The organism is Kitasatospora sp. NPDC051914 (assembly GCF_040680995.1).
In the GTDB taxonomy this organism is placed as follows: domain Bacteria; phylum Actinomycetota; class Actinomycetes; order Streptomycetales; family Streptomycetaceae; genus Kitasatospora.
Genome location: NZ_JBFAXX010000100.1, coordinates 1 through 18,261 on the forward strand (window position 1 = coordinate 1; position 18,261 = coordinate 18,261).

Genomic DNA, 18,261 nt, shown 5'->3' on the forward strand with positions numbered 1-18,261 from the left:
CTCGCGGGCGCACACCCTCTTTCCGTCCACGACGCTCGTCCGCTCGCGGAGGCGGCGGAAGTCCCGGGTGGGTGGCCTTTCGGCAGTCGGGGCGGTGGCCTACATCACTCAGGCGAGCGTGTCCGCCTGGATGGCCGGCATGTTTCGGATGACCAGTCCGCCGCCTGCCTCAGTGCCGAGCCAGCCCCGCTCCCGCCACGGCCTGATTGCGCTGCCCACACCGTTCCGGGAGGCACCGATCAGCTGCGACAGCTCGGTCTGGGTCAACCGCACCACGGTCTCGGCGCCGCTTCGGGAAGCCGCCTGGCCAGTCGGCCCAGAGCGGCGGCCAGACGCACCGACACCGGCGCGGTCGCCATTTCCAGCCGAACCGCCTCAGCCTCCCGGACGCGCGCAATGGCGTGCCGTAGCAAGGGAATTGTCAGATCGTGTTTGTGGACGAAGGCGAGAAATTCGGGGGCGGGGATGAGGTGGACGCGGCACGGTTCGGCAGCGATTACCGAAGCCGAGCGCGGCTGGGCGTCCAGGACTGCGAGTTCGCCAAGCAGTTCGCCGGCGCCGCGGACGGCCAGCAAGGTCCGCTCACCGTTGGCGCCCGCCAAGGTGACCAGGGTGGATCCGGAACTGAGCAGGATCACCTGGGTGCCAGGGTCACCCTGGCGGAGCAGCATGGATCTGGCGGGACGGCTGCGTTCCGGTGCGAGATTGCGCAATTCCGACCAAAGACGATCGCCGATGAGAGATTCATGGCAAAGATACATGCGCCCCCCTGAGTTTCCTCGGACAACATCGGCACGATGCTCTCAATTCATCCAGGAAATCAACAGGCCGATTCCGGTCACCGTGCCAGCCACGGCGATCAGGTCCACCGAAATCCTGACGGCCCGGAACTTCCGCTCGGCGAGCCCGGCCAGCCGCCACAGACGCTGCGCCTCCAGTTCGGTCAGGGCCGCCCGATCCAGTTCGGCCAGGTCCGTGAGGGCGGTCGCCGCCACCGGACCGGATCGGATCGGCCCCAGCTCGGTCAGCGACCGACCCTGCGGGAGCACCGGCCGAATGGCGACAAGCGCGGCTGCCACAGCGGCGAGCAGGAGCACACAGCCGCACAGCACCGCCGCGGTCAGCAGCACCGGTCCGCTGGACCAGGCCGGGCCGGCCGCCACCGCCGCGGCCAGCGCGCCGCCGGCCAGCGCGCAAAGCCCGGCAGCCTTCCCGTCGGCACGCTGGAGTTCCACGAGCACTGCCGCCGACCTGGCACCGAGCACCGCTTCCACCGGAACGGGCGAGGGGTCGGCAGTCCCACTGTTCGTCTCCGGCATCGGAACCCCCTGAGATGGTCGGACAATTCGGTTGCGACCACTCTCCCGGAGGCGGGTACCAGCGAAAGCCCAGCACCGGGCACCATTGCTGTTCGCCATGTCACAGCCGGACGCCGTAAGGTGCGGCAGATGCCGGCCTCCTCTGAACCGGTGGGCCGCTGGCCGCGGCGTTGGCCTCGACGCGGATGCCGAGGGCTGCGAGGGGACCGGCGGGGGTGGTGGTGAAGTTGGGCTACGAGTACCTGCGCCGCCACGACCTCCGGCACACCAGGCTGACGTGGATGGCCGACGCCGGGGTTCCGCTGCGCGTCCTGCGGAAGATTGCCGGGACGGGTCGCTGACGACGACACAGTGCTACCTGCACCCCGACCGGCGCGCGATCGAGTGAGCCGGCGAGGCGCTGAGCGCGCACCTGAGTGGCCCACGCAGGGCCCCTGGTCCCGAAGTGGTCCCGCCGGACTCCCCCGGCCGTCACCTGCGGCTCGTTCGCTGAACCGGCCATAGAAACGGCAAAAGCCCCGCTGGCCTGGACTTCCGTCCAGTCAGCGGGGCTCCGACATTCCTGTCGGGACGACAGGATTTGAACCTGCGACCCCTTGACCCCCAGATCGCGCAGGAAGATGTCTGCGCAGGCCAGGACCCTACCTCTGCACGTCACAATGTCCGGCTGACCTGGCGTCGTTCTCGTGCGTGCACAGCGTGTGGTCCCGCTCTGGTCCCGCAAGTCTGATGCGGAACTGAGGTGCGCCGCCGTCCACGATCATGCCTGGCCTTCGCCGGAACCATTAGGTGCCGACTCCAAGATTTCTCCAGACAGAACCTAATCAATCCGGTCAGGCTCGCCATGAGGAAGATCTCGAAGGTCCGAACTCCCGAGATATGGGATTACTGCACCAGCAAAACCGACCCGGGCAGCAAGGGATTGAATGTTCTCGCGAATATAGGGATAGGCAACAGCCACAGCCTCCCTGTCGGCAAATTCTTGAAGCACAGACTCAGTTGGAATTTGCACTTCCGTGAGGTCATAGCGAGTCACGACGGCCGCCTCAACGACTCCCACTTCTTCACCGGAACTGTCTTTCAAGCTCGCATTAGCTTCAAGCCGATAAAAGACAGACTCCTTTGCCGGAGCGATCCCAATCGCCAGAACGAGGTCAATTGACGCTGAAGTCCCCTCGGAGACTCGACGGGCACTGCATGATTCGGTCAATACTTGACCTAGCTTTACCCGCGAAGCAAATGATGCATATTCTGAGCGGGTGTGGGATTCCGTCATATCACGGTCCGCAACTTGTATGGGTGATCCGGCAGGGAGATTCCTGATGTTCGGCGAACGTGGACAGACGCACGGCGAGACACAGTCCACCTTGCCGTCGGAGCCACTCCGGGACTGGGACTCAGTAGAGCTGGCCTTACCTTATCGCTTGATGCGAGCAAGGAATTGATCCGATCAATCTGCTCGATTGGCAGTCCGCGCTCATCGTCAGCCAGACCTGGATGGTTGACGCGAAGCCATTCATTCACCTCTGGCCAATGCCAAACCTGAATGCCTCCACCCACGACAGAAAGGCTTTTGGGGAATCCCCCCGGCCCCCTGGTTCCCTTGACCCAGGACCGAATCGTTGCCCTCGCACGACCAACCCTGTCCGCGATATCAGAAATGGCCACCAGATCCAGGGAAACTCTTTTGGCCCTGACTTCAGGTAGAAGCCGGCGAAGATGGTTTGCGGCATCAAGAACAGCATCACATGGCTCGTCCTCATCAGCCTCAATCACGTATGTGATTTGCACATTTCCATCACGCGAAGAGGGGTAGGCCTCAGCCACATCGGCACAGAAACGCTCGACAGCCGCATCGTTGCGAATATCGAAATTCTCAACCTCTAGCGCAAACATGAAGCGCACAGGCACCCCCATGACCTGGCCTCCTTACATGGCAGCGAGAGCCCGACTGTACCCCAGTGTACGCAGCTGCGTACATGGGGCCTCAGGGGTTTCGCTCAGACGGCGCACAGCCGTGGGTACACTTGCGCGCCTCGCGCCAGAGGATCTTGTACTGGCTATCCCCCTTTGGGGTGCTCATGACGGCGATCCAGCAGTCACCTTCAGTGCATGTCAAGGCGCCAAACGGATGCGCCCGCCCACCCTTCGACTGCCGCAGCACCCACCGACCAGTACCAGTCAAGCGATCAATGACGTCGCGAACCTTGGGGTCCGTGTGCCGCTTGCTCGGGCTCAACCCCACCTCCGAACCACCCCCCAAGCTCCGGGCGGCTTGGACGAGCGCCAGTCTAGATACAGAACTGACGTACTGTCTTCCAGGGCATCACAACCTTCCGATCTCCAAATGATCGGAATGATCAATTCCGCCATGAGAGCGTCAACGCTCATTTCGTGATCTAGATACGGATAGCCGCACAGCGCGCCAGGTTCTATGCCGGTAGTTGGACAGATGAGGAAGGTGGAGCGGTTTTGGCCGGTGTCCTGTCCGGTCTGGGGTCGAGCATGATCGGGGGGCCGTAAGCTTGCCCGCGATCTCGGGCAGGCTCCTCGCCTGCCCGCAATCTGGCCGAGTGGCCCCCCGGTCTTGCTCGACGCGGGTCCCAGTCCGGGCAGGTGGGTAAAACCGCGGAGCCGCCCGCCCCCAGCCCCGACGGGCCTGGTTCTGAGCTCTGCCTTCCGCGCCGTCCTCTGCCCGTGCGGGGGTGGAAGTTTGGACCTGTCCGTCTCTGCCCCGGCCTTAGCTCTTCGTCCCCTTGTGGGCGCGGCCGACGACGGCGAAGCCCCAGCCGGGGCGAAGACAGGAGGCGGGGCGCGCGCCGGAGGACGGCCGGCGCCGCCGCGCCGCAGGCGCGGCACCCCGAACATTGTGAGGCTACGTCTAGTAGTTCAGGAGGCCGGGAGTCATCGCCGGTGATCTCCGATCCCGCCGTGATGTGCCTTCCCCATGGGCTTCGCCCGTCCCGCCCGCCGAGCGGAGCGAGGCGCCTTGAACCCGTAGAGAAGGTTTTTACGCGCCCTCATGCTCTCCTTCTGTGCCCTGCCTGGCCTGGTCTCGGCGCCCTATGATCGGCAGGTTGTCTGACACTGCATCATGACCACGGGGGATCATGGATACCGCTGCGCAGCTGGTGACCATCGCCGCTGTCCTACTGGGTGCGCTCACGACGTACTTGACCAACCACCTGATGGAGCGGTCCAAGCGCCGGGACGGCCTCCGGGTGCGGTGGGACGAGAGGAAGCTCGACACCTACGTCGAGTACGTCGGCAGCGTTCGGGCCTGTATCTACAGTGCCGTGCTGGTCTTCGAGGTGGGCCAGGACATACGGGCCATGCCGCGAACTCACCAGGAACTGATGCTCGACCTCACCGAGGCCGAGGGTCGGCGCGCACTCGCCTTCGAACGGCTGATGATGCTCGCCGACGAGGGCGTGATCGAGGCTGCCCATGCGTTGAACGCTGCCGTTCTGGCCATCGACTGGCAGGCCCGGGGGCTGGTGGAGGGCACCATCGCCGAGTGGCGTGGTCTGCACACCGAAGCGTTCCGTGCGATCAATGCCTTTCACCAGGTCGCGCGTGACGACCTCGGCGTCAACGGCGGCTTTGCGGGTGAGCTTCATTCGGCCCGCGGTCTGATCCTCCCCGAGGCTCGGGCTGGCTCGGCCGACGCGTAGTCGACACCAAGACAGCCCCCGGCGGAAGGTGCTCCGGGGGCTGTCTTCATGCGCTGATCACGCAGTGCCGTACTGCCAGCCTTCGAGCGACAGCAGGACTCGCGCACGCTGCTCGATCACAGCCATCCGGGCTGCCCGCTCGCCTTCCTGGACATGGGCTGCGTGGCTGGTGCTCTGCCCGGGCCACTTCCGGTAGAGAAGCCCGGTTTCGGCGCTGAACCATCCCCGGCTGACGGCGTTGAGCGCCATCAGAAGCCCGGTGTCCTCCGAGGCCGGCAGAGCCATCCAGCCACCGACCGCGAGCAGCAGTTCGCGCCGGACGCACAGCGTCGCCGGGTGCACCTGGGCCCGGTAGTCGTGGGCCTTCCAGTGGGCCAGTACCTCGCCGCGCTCGATGGTCCCCTCGGGTGGGTCCTGGTCGAAGCCGACCGTCGAGCCGTCCGGCAGGAGATCGAGCACCCGGGAGGTGGTCCATGCGGCTCCGGACTGGCCGGTCAGTGCCGCGATGTCCCGAGCCAGGCACCCTGGGGTCAGCATGTCGTCGGCGTCCAGGACCTTGACGAACTCCCCCTTCGCCCGGGCGAGCCCGAGGGTCCGGGCCATGCCTGCACGGCCGTGGCGCCCCTGGCCAAAGCTGATGCGGACATCGTCCGGCACGTACGGACGGACTTCTTCGGTCTCGCCGTCCTCCTGGATGATCCATTCCCAGTCCCATCCGACAGGCATCTCCTGCTCGCAGAGGGACTTGTAGGCGTCCGCGAGGTACCCGGCCGCCGGCCCGTGGACGGCCGTTATGACGGTCACGAGGTTGCTCATGGTCACCACCTGGTCAGTTGGGTCGTGTAGATCATCTTGGTCCGGTCGCCAGGAAGAATGACGTCGGAGAACTCGACGACACGATCACTGGTGTCGATCAGTACCTTCCGCAGGGCGAGTACAGCGACACCCGGCCGGATGCCGAGCCGTTCCGTCTCTTCGGCGGTCGGCGGTCGGGCGGTGAACGTCTCCTCTACTCGGTCCACCTCGATGCCCACCGTCCAGAGCTGGTTCTGCGTACCTCCCGGCCACGGCTCCTGCTCGGCGTCGAGAAGATCGGGGTTGCCTGCGACGGTCTCCACCAGCAGGTAGGAATCCGAGACGTTGAACGGCGTGTCTTCGTCGTGGTGGCGGGTCTGGTAGTTGCGGTGCAGGACGCGTGTTCCCACGGGAACGCCGAACACTCCTGCAATGTCCGCGCCAGCGTCGATCTCCTCGTACTCGGCGTGGAAGACCAGGTCATTGATGGTGAGCCCGGTGTCCTTCTCGGTGGCGCCGGTCTTGAGCCGCTCGGCCTCGGACGCGCGTGCCCGGTCCTTCTCCCACTGGTGGCGGTCGTTGCGGCGCTCGACCGGCCGGCGCGGGGCCCGCACGAAGGTGCCTCGGCCGTGCTCGGTGTCGATCAGCCCCTCGTTCTTCAGCATCTCGATCGCTCGGCGGAACGTGGGGACGCTGACCTTGTAGTCGGCAGCGAGCTTGTTCTCGCCTTCGAGCCGGCTCCCGGGGGTGTACCCGGGCGCTCCGTCGCGGATCATCGCGCGGATCTTCGAGGCGATTTGGTCGTACTTGGCCGCCATTGTCTGACTCACCGTCCAGGTCTCTGTCTCATCGAACACCCTAAGTCCTCAATAGGTGTTGACGACAGCCCGGATGCTCCGCATGATGGTCCTCAACTTCTCAATAGGAGTTGAGGACTTCTCCTCCTGAGAAGTCCTGCCGCATGGAATCGCGGCCCCACGTATCCGGAGGCGAACGCCTTCGGCCTGCCCGAGGAGTGAACGCATGCGCTTCATCCCCGTCGACACGACCGGCGCACTGGTGATGGTGGCTCAGGAGCCGCGCCCGAAGCTGAAGAACCGCCAGACCGGCGAGATGGCGCTCGACGCCGAAACCGGCGTCCCGCTGCTGACCTTGGACGTGACGTTCGTGGCGAACGGACAGGCGGACATCCTGTCCCTGACCGTGCCGCAGCCGGGCATCCCGGAGGGGCTCGTCCCCGGCTCGCTCGTCTCCCTGGTCAAGCTGATCGCCCGACCGTGGGAGAACGAGTTCAACGGTCAGAAGCGCTTCGGCATCGCGTACCGCGCAGAGGCCGTCGTCATCACCGCTCCGGCCCTCGCCGGCGCGCAGGGCTGACGGCCATGTCCGCGCTGACCTCCACGCTGCTCGAACTGGTCGCCCCCGCTGCCGCGTTAACCGGTGGGGCCTTCTACGCGAAGCACCGACACCCGCGGGCGTACTGGGTCGCGGTCGGACTGCCGCTCACCGTGGGCCGCATCCACCGCGACTACGACGCCGTGATGGAGGCCTGCGGGCTGACCGTGGAGCCCTCGTTCTGGCGGGCGATGGTCACTCAGGCCACCAACCGCCCGGCCAAGCCCGCAGTCCCCAAGATCCGGGGCATCCGCTGCACGGCCACCGGCCTCCGCTTGCGGCTCCGCCTCGCCCGGGGCCAGGAGACCGCCGACGTGACCAACGCCGCCGAACGGCTCCGGCACGCGTGGGGCGTTCACGCCCTGACCGTCTCGGAAGTGCGCCCGGGGCTGGTGGAGCTGCGGATCACCGGCTTCGACGTGCTCCGCAACGTCCGGATGCCGCGGGTCGCCCGGTCGCCAGGCTCCCTCCGGGTACCGGTCGCACTCCGCTCGGACGGGACTCCTTACCTCAGGGATTACCGGGAGGTGCCGCACGGACTGATCCTCGGCGCGAACCAATCCGGTAAGTCCATGCTGGTCCGGAACCTGGTGCACGGGCTCGCCCCGCAACCGGTCGCCCTGGTCGGAATCGACTGCAAGCGCGGTGTCGAGCAACGACCGTTCGCCCCGCGGCTGTCCGCACTGGCCACCGACCCGGACGAAGCTCTCGGGCTGCTGATCGCGCTGCTGGTGGAGATGGACGAGCGGTACGACCTCATCCGCTCCCACCAGGGCATCCCCGGCTCTGTCTTGGCCGAGGATGTCACGGCCGACATCTGGGGACTGCCGGAGAAGGTCCGGCCGGTGCCGATCGTCGTCTTCGTGGACGAGATCGCGGAACTGTTCCTGGTCGCCGGCAAGGCCGACGAGGAGCGCCGGAACAGGCTCGTCACGGCGCTGATCCGCCTTGCCCAGCTTTCCCGGGCCGCCGGCATCTACTTGGAGGTCTCCGGCCAGCGCTTCGGCTCCGACCTCGGCAAGGGTGCGACCCTGCTGCGATCCCAGCTGACCGGCCGCACCGTGCACCGGGTCAACGACCTGGAAAGCGCGAAGATGGGCCTCGGCGACATCTCCGACCTCGCCGTGGTCGCCACTACGAAGATCAGCCCGGACATGCCCGGCATGGCCATCGTCGGCGACACCTCCGGCCGCTGGTCCGAAATCCGCACCCCGTACCGCTCGCTCTCCGAAGTCGCCGAGCACTGCGCCGCCTTCGCGCACATGACGCCCGATCTGCAGAACCTCGCGGCCTTCCGGCCTCACGCCGCCCCCGCCCCGGCTGTCATCCCGCCGAAGCCGACGATCCCGTCGCAGCTCGTGCCCGCTCCGGCCACCGAGTAGCAGCACCACCTCACCGGCCGGCACGACCGCCTCGCGCCAAGTCCCTACCCCTGCCATGCCCGAACCGAGAGGAACCAACATCCATGTCCCGCAAGCCGTCCATCTCCGAGATCGGCGCCTTCCTCGGTGCTCTGCGCGCCACCGCCGAGAGCAAGGCCGACCCCGGCCCTCTGCTCGCCGAGAAGGCCGATCTCCTCCAGCGCATCGCCGACGCCAACCCGGGTGACCGCGACGCCGCCGAGGTCGCCCGCGAGGCCCGGGCCGCCGCCGACCGCCACAACCGCCGGTGACCCCCGTGGCCACCCGCAAGCGGACCGCCCCGCCCGCCTCTCTCTCGCCCTGCGGGCCGTGCCACGGCACCGGTCAGATCACGGAGTCCGTGGTCGTCGGCAAGGGCCAGCGTCGCCGCACGGTCGGCAAGCAGGAGAGCACCTGCGCGGCCTGCTGGGGCACCGGGATCGCACCGGAGGCAACCACGTGATCCAGATCCGGATCATCTGCCGCACCGATGACGAACCGTTCGTCGTCCGCGACCTCTGCCGTACCTGGTCCGTCCACGAGGTGCGAACCTACGCGGCCCGCGAGCCCGGTCACCTGCGGCTCTACATCACCGCAAGCCGTCCGGACTGCCCCCGCCAGCTCCCTGCCGAGTAGCCACCTGCACCGCCGGGGCCGGGCGGCCATCGACAACCGTCCGGCCCGGCCCGAACCAACTGGAGGTGACCCGACATGCGCCGACTGCCCGCCGTGGATGCCGTCCTGGTCCAAGCTGTCATCGCTGCCGCGCTGTCCTTCGCCCACCTGCACGACCTGGCCGAAGCCTCCGGTCAGACCGGCTGGAAGGCCTGGGCTTACCCGGTCTCCGTCGATCTCCTGCTCGTTGCCGCCTGGCGCCGGCTGCGGTCGGGCGGCTCCACCGGACTGGCCTGGTGCTGGTTCGTCGTCGCCCTGGTCGCCTCACTCGGCGCCAACATCGGGACAGCCGGCCTCCTCGACCTCGGCCACGCCCCGGCCTGGCTCCGAGTCCTGGTCGCCGGCTGGCCCGCCGCGGCCTTCCTCGGTGGCACCCTGCTCGTCCACACCCGGTCCGCCCCGGCCCCAGAGCCCGAAACCGTCGAGCCCGAGCCGGACGAAAACCTCGGCCCGCTGTACCTCGCGGAGCCTGTACCCGTTCCTGAGCCGGTCCCCGTGCCTGCCGCCGAGCCGGACCCTGTACCTGCCCTCACCGCTGCACCCGCCGAGTCTCCAGCGTCGGAGCAGCCCCCGGCCCCTGCGGTGCCCTCTTTCCTCCTCGCCCACGCCCGCAAGGTCGCCGACGACCACCGCGCCCGGACCGGCTCCCCGATCGACGCCGCGACCCTGCGCGCCCGCCTCGGCATCAAAGACCCGCTCGCCTCGGCGCTCGCCGCCGAGCTGACCTGAGAGGAACGCACATGTCCGTGACCCTCCCCCTGCTCCTCGTCCTCGCGATCGCCGCCTACCTGACCGTGCGTCACCTTCACCTGCGCTGGTGGGCCGTGCTCCCCCTGGTGCTCCTCGGCTTCTACCTCGCCGGCTCGTCCTTCGGCCCGCTGATCGACTCCACCACCAAGACCGGCGTCGACGTCGTCAACACCACCACCAAGTAGGGGTTGGTAACCGTGGGAACTGCACTTCTGCTCCCCGTGCCGCTCGCCCTCACCCCGGAGGGTGTCGCCCTCGTCGCCGAAATCGAGACCTACCTCGCCACCCTCCCCGCCCGGCCGGTCGTGCCGTACGTCTGCCCGCTCGGCTCCGCCCAGCAGCTCTGGAACGCCGGATACCCGGCCCCGGCCCCGACGCTCCTCAACCGGCTCGCCCGCCGCCCGGCCCGCCCGGTGCCGGTGACCGTGGCCGACCACCTGCAACTCGCCTCCCGCTACATGACCGCCTTCGGCTGGACGCAGGGCCGCCTGTGGGACTCCGCCGGCCGGGTCTGCCTCCTCGGCGCCCAAGCCGCCGTCCTCGCCCACGGCTACGGCACCCCCACGACTGTCCTCCGCGGCCGGGTCCAGGTGATGGAAGTCCTGCACGCCACCGGACGGCCGCACGCCTCCCCGGACCGCTTCAACGACACGCCCGGCACCCGCCAGGCCGACGTGCACCACCTGCTCGACCGGGCGTCCGCCCGCGCACTGTCCCTCGGCATCTGACCGAGCCCCTGGGGTGGCCGAAGCCGGCAAGCATCCCGCCACCCCGGGGCCCGCAACCCGCTCCGGAAGGACTCGCACCATGGACCTCGCCCCGATCCTTGCCGCCGCCGTCCCGCTGCTCGGCTGGACCACCCACGGCACCTGGCTCGCCCGCCGCCTGGCCACCGCCCGTCGCGACCCGCTCACCGGTCTGCTCACCCGGGACGGCTTCACCGCCCGCGCCGAACGCCTCATCCGCACCCACCCGGACCGAGTGACCGTGCTGCTGGTCGACCTCGACGACTTCAAGAAGGTCAATGACACCCACGGTCACGCCGCTGGGGACGCCGTCCTCACCGCTGCTGCCGCCCGGCTCACTGCCTGGTGCGGCTCCTCTGGGATCGCGGCTCGTCTCGGCGGGGACGAGTTCGCTGCCGTCGCCCTCGACTCCGCCGACCGCATTGCGGACCTGCACGCCGTACTTCGCCAGCCGGTCGACCTCGGCGGCCTGGTCCTCGACGTTAGTGCGTCCGTCGGGGCCTCCCGCCCCGCTGCCTTGCTCCTGACCGAGGCGCTCTCCGCGGCCGACCGCGACATGTACACCCACAAGCCCGGCGGCCGAACCTCCCGCCGCCGCTAGCAAGACCGGCCCCCAGGGTGGCCAAAGCCGGCAAGCATCCCGCCGCCCCGGGGACCGCAACCCCTCCACGAACCAAAGCTCACGAAGGAGACCTTCATCATGCCCCAGCACAGCCATGCTCAGGCCCGAATCTGCCCCGACTGCGACGGTTTCGCCCGCGCCGCCATCGCCACCGGCACCCGCCACCTGGACGGCACCCGCGTGACGATCACCGCCGACTGCCGCACCTGCCACGGCACCGGCCACCTTCCCGCTCGCCGCCTGGCCGCCGCCCAGGGCTGAGCTGTGGGTGCGCTCCTCGACTGGCGCGACTCCCGCCACTGGGACAGCAAGCCCGCCCCCTGCGGTGTCTGCGAGCGGCCGACCAACCTGCGCTCCGACCGCGGCAAGCCCGTCCACAAGGTCTGCGCCGAGACCTGGACCGACCAGCACACCACCCCCGCTCCCGACCCGTCCTGACCCGCCGGGCCCCGAAGCCACCCACCGGCTCCGGGGCCCGGCCCTCACCGGAAGTGAACCTTGACCACCACCGCCTTACCCCCGGTCGCCGATCTCCTCGACCTCGCCCGACTCGGCACCATGCCTGCCCTGATGCGCCAGCTCTCCGGCCTCGCCGGCTGCACCACCCCGATCCGCCTCACCGGCTGGCGCACCGAGATCAACGGGACGACCGGGCAGGTCCTGCACCACCTGGAATCCTCGTCGCTGCCCGCCGGGAGCCTGCTGCTGCGCTGCGGCAACCGACGCACCACCCGGTGCGCGTCCTGCGCCGAGACCTACCGCCGCGACACCTACCACCTGATCACCGCCGGACTGACCGGCGGCAAGGGCACCCCGGAAACGGTGGCCGCGCATCCGCGGGTGTTCGCCACCTTCACCGCCCCCAGCTTCGGCCCCGTCCACAACCGGCCCACCGCCGGCCGCTGCCGCTGCGGCACCGAGCACCCGGCGGGCGACCCGGCCCTCGGTTCACCCCTCGACCCCGACCGCTACGACTACCAAGCCGCGGTGCTGTGGAACGCCCACGCCGGCAAACTCTGGGCCCGCTTCTCCATCCACCTGCGCCGCGAGATCGCCAAGCGCGCCGGACTCACCCAACGGAAGTTCCGCCAGTTCGCCCGGATCTCCTTCGGGAAGGTCGCCGAGTACCAAAAGCGCGGCGCGATCCACTTCCACGCCGTGATCCGCCTCGACGGCCCCGACGGCGGCGACACCCCACCCCCGGACTGGGCCACTCCCGAGCTGCTGACCGATGCGATCCGGGCCGCCGCCCGCCGCACCGACATCCCCGGCCCGCTCCTCGACGGCCGCGAGCACCGCTTCGCCTTCGGCACCCAGCTCGACATCCGCACCATCCGCAGCGCCGACTTCACCGGCCCCGTCCAGATCACCGAACGCGCCGTCGCCGCCTACATCGCCAAATACGCCACCAAAGGCGCCGAGACCGCCACCGGCACCCTCGACCGCCCCGTCCGCCTGATCGCCGAGATCACCCACCTCGACATCCCCGACCACGCCCGCCGCCTCATCCGCACCTGCTGGATGCTCGGCAACCGCCCCGAACTCGCCGACCTCCGCCTCCGCGCCTGGGCCCACATGCTCGGCTTCCGCGGCCACTTCTCCACCAAAACCCGCCGCTACTCCACCACCCTCGGCGCACTCCGCAACGCCCGCGCCGCCTGGCGCCGCGCCCAAGCCCTCGAACACCTCCACGGCCCCAACACCCCGGACACCGAGGAGACCACCCTCGTCCTCTCCCACTGGGCCTTCGCCGGCACCGGCCTCACCCGCGGCGAAGCCTGGCTCGCCCAAGCACTGCAACCCGCCCCCGGAACGGAAGGAGAACCCACCAATGTCTGAGACTCTGCTGTCAGTTGCGCAGGTAGCCGAGCTCCTCGAATCTGTCAGCCGCTCAGGATCATCCTCGAAGAACGGTGCCTCCGACATCCTGAACGGAGGGTGGCTCTCCACCGAGGACGTGGCTGCGGTCATCGGGGTCGATCCGTCGACGATCCGGCGTTGGCGCACGTCAACTCCCCTGCAGGGGCCTCCCTTCGTGCAACTCTCCTCTCGCGTCACCGTGTACAGCATCCCGGACGTGCAGGCATGGCTGGAGTCGCGCCGCGTCGTCCCCGGAAAGGGTGCCTGATGCCCCAGCAGAACCCCCCGATCGGGGTGAGGCTCTCGACCGACATCGAGTACCGGCCGCAGTACCCGAGCCCATACCGCGCCCGCGTCCGGTGGTCCGACCCGACCACCGGCCGCCGGCCGTCCCGCTCCGAGACGTTCACGACCGAGGACGCCGCGGAGGAATGGATTGCGGGAATGCAGCGGTTGGCCAGCCGCGGGGTCACCCCCGCCACGGCGACCATGCCGCTGGCCGAGTACGGGGACTCGGTGATGGAGCTCGCCCTGCGCGGCCTGGAGTCCAAGACGCTGGACCCCTACCGCGCCGGCTGGCGGCTGCGCATCGCCCCCACGCTCGGCCACCTGCCCCTGCGGACCATCACGAACGGCGTGATCGACCGCGCCGTCTACGGCTGGATCGCCGACGAGCACGGCCGCTCGACGGTGAAGAACACCCTCGCCATGCTGGTCCGGGTCATGGAGCAGGCGGTCCGCGACGGCGTCATCGGCACCAACCCTGCCAAGATCAGCGGTTGGCAGCGCGAGTACCAGCAGGCGGAGGACGAGCTGGACGATCCGCGTGCACTCGCCTTGCCGGACTGGCACGCGCTGGACGATCTGGCGACTGCCCTCGTGCTGCGCTCGCACGGCCAATACGACGGCTGGGGCGACGTGGTGCGCTTCGCCGCGTGCACAGCTGCCCGGATCGGCGAGGTCTCCGGCGTCCGGCGCAAGGACATCGACCGTGCTGGGTGGACCTGGGACCTGTGCCGGCAGACCACCACCGCGCCCGGCGGGCTGGTGGACAAGGGCACCAAGGGGAAGCGCCGTCGGACGGTGCCGCTGATCCCGGAAATCCGGGAACTGGTCGACCGACGGCTCGACGTGATCGGTCCCGACCCGATGGCTCGGCTCTTCAGCGGGCCCCGGGACGGTCGGATCACCACTGCCGTTCTGCGGGACGCCACCCACTGGGATGAGGTGGTGGTGGAGTTGGGGTATGAGCACCTGCGCCGCCACGACCTCCGCCACACCGGGCTGACATGGATGGCCGATGCAGGCGTGCCACTACACGTCCTGCGAAAGATCGCCGGCCACGGTTCGCTGACGACGACTCAGCGCTACCTGCACACCGACCGGAGTGCCATCGAGCGGGCCGGCGAGGCGCTGAGCGCGCACCTGAGCGGTCCGCGCAGAGCCTTTGGTCCCGAAGTCGTCCCGCCGGAGTCCCCGGGGCGCCACCTACGGCTCGTTCGCTGAACCAGCCGCAGAACCGGCAAAAGCCCCACTGGCCTGGACCTTCGTCCAGCCAGCGGGGCTCCGCCATCTCTAACGGGACAAAGGGATTGGAACCCACGACACCCTGACTCAGGCACAAGGAGCCCGCGGTGTCCAGGATGTGCCATTTCCCTGCAAGCACGCCGGAAGGCGACAAGCCAGCTTCCCGGAATGCACCACCCGGAAAGCCCTAGCCCTCCCCTGGGAATGACTCTTCCAAGTACTCCCAGAGTGCACGCACAGATGGGGCTACCGATGCCTGGCTGTCCCGGCCGGCCATTAGTTCGCTAGGGGCAATATGAACCCTCAGGAATCGCTTTTGGTGACCAGATGCATTTCTCTTACTGTGCGTCAAGATGCCAAAATCGATCATGGCGTTCCTGATGCCCTTCCAGTTCGAGTCCTGCACGACCCTAACAACGTCCGATGTCGTGTCCTGCTCCGTGAAGAAGTTTGTCTTCGAGAACAGCCAGCTCAGATTGTCGAGGAGGCTAATAATTTCGGCATCGACCGAGCGAAGAGGAATTTCTTCCTGAGCGCCGGGAAGGTCACATTCCGCTAGGATCTCCGAGACTCGACGGGGATCGTATTCCGTAAAATTGCTCGCGTCGTCGCGAGCGAGACGCAGCGCTCGAAAGTCACTGACAGAAACCCCTGCGATATCCAAGCGAGTGGTGGACGAGTCAACCTCGACGCGCTCGAAAGCGAGGCGTTCCCCAGTGCAGTTGATGAAATGGAAGCCCCTCAGGTCACTACCCGTGAATGTGCAGTCGCGAAGCTCGGAATTATGAAGCTTGATCCCGCTCAAGTCGCAGTCAACGAACCTCAATAGTCGAATCTTCAGATCGTCGAAGGCGACATCGCTCGCGCGCATGATCCCTGCTGCTACAGTGCCAGCGTTCTGCCTGATCTGCTCTGTACTTGCATCTTGGCGTTCACATGCAGACATCAGCACGCTCAAGTGAGTTCTAGAATTCGCCAGAAGTCTGCTCCCTGCCATATTTGCAGCTTCGACGGGAAGGCTGCTGCGACGCAGCGCCTGGCGCACAGGAACCGGGTCCCCCTTTCGCGTAAGATCAACGATCGGGCCCGCCAAGAAATACGAGTAATAGACGTCATGCTCGAACTTTACTGCTCCACTGCCGGCGGCCTGGAGTAGAGCCGAGTATGGACCACGGTCCACGATGGCCAGCTGCGATTCTGAGGGAAGCCCTGCAACGTCAAGCCATACCTCAAGTACTTCCCTAAGCGAAGTTCGGGATAGTTCCCGAGTATCCTGACGCCACATCTCCTCTGCAATTTCCGAGAAGACTTCCTTGAGCTGGCCATCCGTCAGGTAGCTGCGGCCAGGGCTGTCCCTAAGTTTCTCCTCAGCCTCGCGCTTTACATAGCTATTGACGAGTTGCTCAAGCAGATCAGCACCGGACGCAAATGCAGAGCCCTGGAGGGTCAAGTCTGCAACGCGGGAGACGAAAAATGGCATGCCGCGAAGATGGCTAACAGTGTCACTTGAGAAGGCCTTGGAAACCTTATCTTGAGCATCGAGAGCCTGCTGCGCAGTCTTTCCGTACTCCGCTGCTCTCCTCTCGACATACAGCTCCATCTGATCGGGGTTCCACGACTGCAATCGGACGCGGTTAAGCACCCAGCCATCAGTACGAAAGCCAATGACAGAATTTACCCTGCCGATGAATTCCTGCTCATAGTAGGCACTGCGAGCCGCGGCAACTACACACCCCGAGGATTCTAGCTCATCAAGGAAACTAGCCAAGGAGCTGAATGACTCGTCATAGCTACCTTGGATCCCTAGAAGCTCGTCAAACCCATCGACAACAAGGATCAGGCAACCGACACGCACAAGCGAGGCAACAGCATCAAACGAGAACTGGGCGCGCAGCTTTCCCAGCTCTCCTGAAATTGCATCGTCGAGTTTAGCGAGGCGACGGCCTTGCGCATCAACATAAAGCCACAGCACATCCGCCTGTCCCGATCTGTAGTCGGCGGCCACCGTGCGGACTACGTGCTGCAACAGGCTGGTTTTGCCAACGCCTGCTTGCGCCGTAAGAAAGACGACGTTGGTGCGCCCATCGCCATCTTTGGAAATATCGCGGAGCAATGTGCTTGCGATTGTCTCTGTCGAGGGCCCGTCAAGGCTATTGTCCAGGAAGGCATAAGGAGCAACGTAGCTGCTGTCTTCCCTGATGAGGTTTGCAATATTGGTCGCGAGCCCCCTCAGGTTCGCCATTCCGGCGCCGGCAAGAAATGACGCATAGGAAAGATCTGCACTGCCGCCGACTCGAACCGGTGCGTCGCGAAGGTCAGCCGCTCCCCCAAGATTGAAATCCGCGCTCTTTCGCTCACCTCTGATGACCCAACTCGCCTGAATCCATCCATCGTCGAGATCCTTTGTCCCGACCGGCATGCCAGGGTCAGCAAATCCTGCGAGATCCTTCTGGAGTTGTGCCCGGAGGATTTCGACCTGCTCGCCGACCTTGCTGACCTGGCCACTCATTTTGCCTCCCACATTACAGAGTTACCGTTCAGGCCCATGACGAACTACTCAGAAGCTCAACGTTAAGCAGATTAAAATGCAGGTCATGGGGAGTACTACCCCGCTTCCGAATCCAAGAAATCGGCTTTCCCCATCGCGTCGATGCTGCCAGTACGGCTGGAACGTAGTCGTCGTCATTGGCAATGATCAGAATTTGGTCGTATTCATCTTGCTCTGAATAGAAGTGGGCATCCTGGGCGAGCATCTGATCAACCATCTTCTGCCCACCATTTTTGTATGTCCCGGTCAGTTTGGCGCCTGGATGGCAGGCAAGGCTCGTTACTAGCCTAGGAAGGATCCGTACACCATCCTCAAGTGATTGCAAGGCGCCAAGCTGGGAGTTGGCTAGTCTGTATTTCTCCATATACCCCCCAGCACGATCTACCCAGCCGTCGTAGATTCGGCATTCCACTTCGATTGCATCACGCGGCCGCGTCAACTTCCCTGGACTGAAGTGCCCCCTGACTAGAATCGAAATAAGTTCGAGTGTATCCAGGACAGTCGGCTGTGAGTTCGCCTGGGGTGACAAGTTATTGAAGTCAATAAGAGCAACATTGAGCCCTGTTCGCTCTCGGCTTGCGTCAGCCATCTGCATGACGGCACATCATAGAGCAGCATGGCTGGGCTCGTAGGGAGTTCGGCGGTCTTTCTCAGGGCATGTCGTCTTGCCAGTGATGGCAGGCCTACCCATAGACGGTTGATGGTCACCCTTAGTGTGACGTGTCAGCTCCGACCCGATGGGCGAGGTCCTTCACGGGGCACGAGGCAGCCGGATCGAAACCGGATTCTGCGAGATTCCATCCGCTAGCCGAGGTCGTGAAGCGGCTGGGGTACGGGCAGTTGCACCGCCTCGAACTAGGGCCTGTTGCGAAAGTGGATCAAGGTCGTAGATGATCACGGTCTGTGGGACGTGGTGATCTGACGAACAGCCAGTGGGAGCGGCTGGAGCC

At 66.3% G+C, this 18,261-nt stretch carries 24 protein-coding genes; 16 read left to right on the forward strand and 8 right to left on the reverse strand.

Translation table 11 applies throughout. The annotated features are described in order from the left end of the window. Positions 1–108: 108 nt before the first annotated feature. The 3 genes from AB0M03_RS37000 to AB0M03_RS37010 are packed head-to-tail and all read right to left on the reverse strand — an operon-like array spanning position 109 to position 1,319. Positions 109–267, reverse strand: a complete 159-nt coding sequence (locus tag AB0M03_RS37000) for a helix-turn-helix domain-containing protein (protein WP_363500293.1) — start codon at positions 265–267, stop codon at positions 109–111. Next, positions 264–761, reverse strand: coding sequence for a Crp/Fnr family transcriptional regulator (locus AB0M03_RS37005; RefSeq protein ID WP_363500296.1), 498 nt, complete (start codon positions 759–761; stop codon positions 264–266). The genes AB0M03_RS37000 and AB0M03_RS37005 overlap by 4 nt, the downstream gene beginning before the upstream one ends. A 42-nt stretch (positions 762–803) precedes the next feature. Next, complete coding sequence (locus AB0M03_RS37010) at positions 804–1,319, reverse strand: Pycsar system effector family protein (protein ID WP_363500299.1); 516 nt, start codon at positions 1,317–1,319, stop codon at positions 804–806. 215 nt (positions 1,320–1,534) lie between these two features. Between AB0M03_RS37010 and AB0M03_RS37015 the strand changes: the two genes are divergently transcribed. Further along, positions 1,535–1,660 carry a hypothetical protein gene (locus AB0M03_RS37015; protein ID WP_363500302.1) on the forward strand — a complete coding sequence of 42 codons (126 nt, stop codon included), beginning with the start codon at positions 1,535–1,537 and terminating at the stop codon, positions 1,658–1,660. Positions 1,661–2,139: 479 nt separating this feature from the next. Here the strand turns inward: AB0M03_RS37015 and AB0M03_RS37020 are convergent, their stop codons facing one another. Beyond that, entirely contained in the window at positions 2,140–2,595 is a 456-nt protein-coding gene (locus AB0M03_RS37020) for a hypothetical protein (protein ID WP_363500305.1), read from the reverse strand. Between the two features lie 1,834 nt (positions 2,596–4,429). On the opposite strand from AB0M03_RS37020, the gene AB0M03_RS37025 reads away from it, so the two are divergent. Next, positions 4,430–4,993, forward strand: coding sequence for a hypothetical protein (locus AB0M03_RS37025; protein ID WP_363500307.1), 564 nt, complete (start codon positions 4,430–4,432; stop codon positions 4,991–4,993). A 57-nt stretch (positions 4,994–5,050) separates the two neighbouring features. On the opposite strand, the gene AB0M03_RS37030 is transcribed toward AB0M03_RS37025, so the two are convergent. Both AB0M03_RS37030 and AB0M03_RS37035 read right to left on the reverse strand, forming a co-directional pair. Continuing rightward, positions 5,051–5,809 carry a glycosyltransferase family A protein gene (locus tag AB0M03_RS37030; RefSeq protein ID WP_363500310.1) on the reverse strand — a complete coding sequence of 253 codons (759 nt, stop codon included), beginning with the start codon at positions 5,807–5,809 and terminating at the stop codon, positions 5,051–5,053. 2 nt (positions 5,810–5,811) lie between these two features. After that, entirely contained in the window at positions 5,812–6,606 is a 795-nt protein-coding gene (locus AB0M03_RS37035) for a GntR family transcriptional regulator (RefSeq protein ID WP_363500313.1), read from the reverse strand. A 205-nt stretch (positions 6,607–6,811) separates the two neighbouring features. Here AB0M03_RS37035 and AB0M03_RS37040 point away from each other — a divergent pair, with 205 nt between their 5' ends. The 14 genes from AB0M03_RS37040 to AB0M03_RS37105 all read left to right on the forward strand — a co-directional run bounded on the left by AB0M03_RS37040 (position 6,812) and on the right by AB0M03_RS37105 (position 14,742). Further along, positions 6,812–7,165: a hypothetical protein gene (locus AB0M03_RS37040; protein WP_363500315.1), complete on the forward strand. Its 354-nt coding sequence runs from the start codon at positions 6,812–6,814 to the stop codon at positions 7,163–7,165. 5 nt (positions 7,166–7,170) lie between these two features. Continuing rightward, the gene (locus AB0M03_RS37045) at positions 7,171–8,565 is read left to right on the forward strand and encodes an FtsK/SpoIIIE domain-containing protein (RefSeq protein WP_363500318.1); all 1,395 of its coding nucleotides are present in this window, start codon (positions 7,171–7,173) and stop codon (positions 8,563–8,565) included. An 83-nt stretch (positions 8,566–8,648) separates the two neighbouring features. Beyond that, entirely contained in the window at positions 8,649–8,855 is a 207-nt protein-coding gene (locus AB0M03_RS37050; protein ID WP_363500321.1) for a hypothetical protein, read from the forward strand. 5 nt (positions 8,856–8,860) lie between these two features. Continuing rightward, positions 8,861–9,046, forward strand: a complete 186-nt coding sequence (locus AB0M03_RS37055; RefSeq protein ID WP_363500324.1) for a hypothetical protein — start codon at positions 8,861–8,863, stop codon at positions 9,044–9,046. Next, positions 9,043–9,219: a hypothetical protein gene (locus AB0M03_RS37060; protein WP_363500327.1), complete on the forward strand. Its 177-nt coding sequence runs from the start codon at positions 9,043–9,045 to the stop codon at positions 9,217–9,219. The genes AB0M03_RS37055 and AB0M03_RS37060 overlap by 4 nt, the downstream gene beginning before the upstream one ends. Before the next feature lie 75 nt (positions 9,220–9,294). Continuing rightward, positions 9,295–9,987: a DUF2637 domain-containing protein gene (locus tag AB0M03_RS37065; protein WP_363500330.1), complete on the forward strand. Its 693-nt coding sequence runs from the start codon at positions 9,295–9,297 to the stop codon at positions 9,985–9,987. Between the two features lie 11 nt (positions 9,988–9,998). Beyond that, positions 9,999–10,193: a hypothetical protein gene (locus tag AB0M03_RS37070; RefSeq protein ID WP_363500333.1), complete on the forward strand. Its 195-nt coding sequence runs from the start codon at positions 9,999–10,001 to the stop codon at positions 10,191–10,193. Between the two features lie 12 nt (positions 10,194–10,205). Continuing rightward, the gene (locus AB0M03_RS37075) at positions 10,206–10,736 is read left to right on the forward strand and encodes a hypothetical protein (protein WP_363500336.1); all 531 of its coding nucleotides are present in this window, start codon (positions 10,206–10,208) and stop codon (positions 10,734–10,736) included. A gap of 79 nt (positions 10,737–10,815) precedes the next feature. Continuing rightward, a complete protein-coding gene (locus tag AB0M03_RS37080) occupies positions 10,816–11,355 on the forward strand; it encodes a GGDEF domain-containing protein (RefSeq protein WP_363500339.1) in 540 nt (179 codons plus the stop codon). Between the two features lie 99 nt (positions 11,356–11,454). Continuing rightward, positions 11,455–11,637, forward strand: a complete 183-nt coding sequence (locus AB0M03_RS37085; protein ID WP_363500342.1) for a hypothetical protein — start codon at positions 11,455–11,457, stop codon at positions 11,635–11,637. Between the two features lie 3 nt (positions 11,638–11,640). Further along, positions 11,641–11,814 carry a hypothetical protein gene (locus tag AB0M03_RS37090; protein WP_363500345.1) on the forward strand — a complete coding sequence of 58 codons (174 nt, stop codon included), beginning with the start codon at positions 11,641–11,643 and terminating at the stop codon, positions 11,812–11,814. 120 nt (positions 11,815–11,934) lie between these two features. Next, positions 11,935–13,215: a replication initiator gene (locus tag AB0M03_RS37095; RefSeq protein ID WP_363500360.1), complete on the forward strand. Its 1,281-nt coding sequence runs from the start codon at positions 11,935–11,937 to the stop codon at positions 13,213–13,215. Further along, complete coding sequence (locus AB0M03_RS37100; RefSeq protein ID WP_363500348.1) at positions 13,208–13,504, forward strand: helix-turn-helix domain-containing protein; 297 nt, start codon at positions 13,208–13,210, stop codon at positions 13,502–13,504. The genes AB0M03_RS37095 and AB0M03_RS37100 overlap by 8 nt, the downstream gene beginning before the upstream one ends. After that, the gene (locus tag AB0M03_RS37105) at positions 13,504–14,742 is read left to right on the forward strand and encodes a site-specific integrase (RefSeq protein WP_363500351.1); all 1,239 of its coding nucleotides are present in this window, start codon (positions 13,504–13,506) and stop codon (positions 14,740–14,742) included. The genes AB0M03_RS37100 and AB0M03_RS37105 overlap by 1 nt, the downstream gene beginning before the upstream one ends. A gap of 208 nt (positions 14,743–14,950) precedes the next feature. Here the strand turns inward: AB0M03_RS37105 and AB0M03_RS37110 are convergent, their stop codons facing one another. Together AB0M03_RS37110 and AB0M03_RS37115 are read right to left on the reverse strand one after the other, a co-directional pair. Next, positions 14,951–17,272 (reverse strand): NACHT domain-containing protein, encoded by a 2,322-nt coding sequence (locus AB0M03_RS37110; RefSeq protein WP_363500354.1) that lies wholly within the window; start codon positions 17,270–17,272, stop codon positions 14,951–14,953. Between the two features lie 28 nt (positions 17,273–17,300). Beyond that, positions 17,301–17,906, reverse strand: coding sequence for a hypothetical protein (locus AB0M03_RS37115; RefSeq protein WP_363500357.1), 606 nt, complete (start codon positions 17,904–17,906; stop codon positions 17,301–17,303). Positions 17,907–18,261: the final 355 nt, after the last annotated feature.

Coding starts and splice junctions, on each gene's coding strand:
- AB0M03_RS37005 (WP_363500296.1), bottom strand. CDS start 761: ATGTATCTTTGCCATGAATCTCTCATCGGCGATCGTCTTTGGTCGGAA.
- AB0M03_RS37010 (WP_363500299.1), bottom strand. CDS start 1,319: ATGCCGGAGACGAACAGTGGGACTGCCGACCCCTCGCCCGTTCCGGTG.
- AB0M03_RS37020 (WP_363500305.1), bottom strand. CDS start 2,595: ATGACGGAATCCCACACCCGCTCAGAATATGCATCATTTGCTTCGCGG.
- AB0M03_RS37025 (WP_363500307.1), top strand. CDS start 4,430: ATGGATACCGCTGCGCAGCTGGTGACCATCGCCGCTGTCCTACTGGGT.
- AB0M03_RS37030 (WP_363500310.1), bottom strand. CDS start 5,809: ATGAGCAACCTCGTGACCGTCATAACGGCCGTCCACGGGCCGGCGGCC.
- AB0M03_RS37035 (WP_363500313.1), bottom strand. CDS start 6,606: ATGGCGGCCAAGTACGACCAAATCGCCTCGAAGATCCGCGCGATGATC.
- AB0M03_RS37040 (WP_363500315.1), top strand. CDS start 6,812: ATGCGCTTCATCCCCGTCGACACGACCGGCGCACTGGTGATGGTGGCT.
- AB0M03_RS37045 (WP_363500318.1), top strand. CDS start 7,171: ATGTCCGCGCTGACCTCCACGCTGCTCGAACTGGTCGCCCCCGCTGCC.
- AB0M03_RS37050 (WP_363500321.1), top strand. CDS start 8,649: ATGTCCCGCAAGCCGTCCATCTCCGAGATCGGCGCCTTCCTCGGTGCT.
- AB0M03_RS37065 (WP_363500330.1), top strand. CDS start 9,295: ATGCGCCGACTGCCCGCCGTGGATGCCGTCCTGGTCCAAGCTGTCATC.
- AB0M03_RS37070 (WP_363500333.1), top strand. CDS start 9,999: ATGTCCGTGACCCTCCCCCTGCTCCTCGTCCTCGCGATCGCCGCCTAC.
- AB0M03_RS37080 (WP_363500339.1), top strand. CDS start 10,816: ATGGACCTCGCCCCGATCCTTGCCGCCGCCGTCCCGCTGCTCGGCTGG.
- AB0M03_RS37085 (WP_363500342.1), top strand. CDS start 11,455: ATGCCCCAGCACAGCCATGCTCAGGCCCGAATCTGCCCCGACTGCGAC.
- AB0M03_RS37095 (WP_363500360.1), top strand. CDS start 11,935: ATGCCTGCCCTGATGCGCCAGCTCTCCGGCCTCGCCGGCTGCACCACC.
- AB0M03_RS37100 (WP_363500348.1), top strand. CDS start 13,208: ATGTCTGAGACTCTGCTGTCAGTTGCGCAGGTAGCCGAGCTCCTCGAA.
- AB0M03_RS37105 (WP_363500351.1), top strand. CDS start 13,504: ATGCCCCAGCAGAACCCCCCGATCGGGGTGAGGCTCTCGACCGACATC.
- AB0M03_RS37110 (WP_363500354.1), bottom strand. CDS start 17,272: ATGAGTGGCCAGGTCAGCAAGGTCGGCGAGCAGGTCGAAATCCTCCGG.
- AB0M03_RS37115 (WP_363500357.1), bottom strand. CDS start 17,906: ATGCAGATGGCTGACGCAAGCCGAGAGCGAACAGGGCTCAATGTTGCT.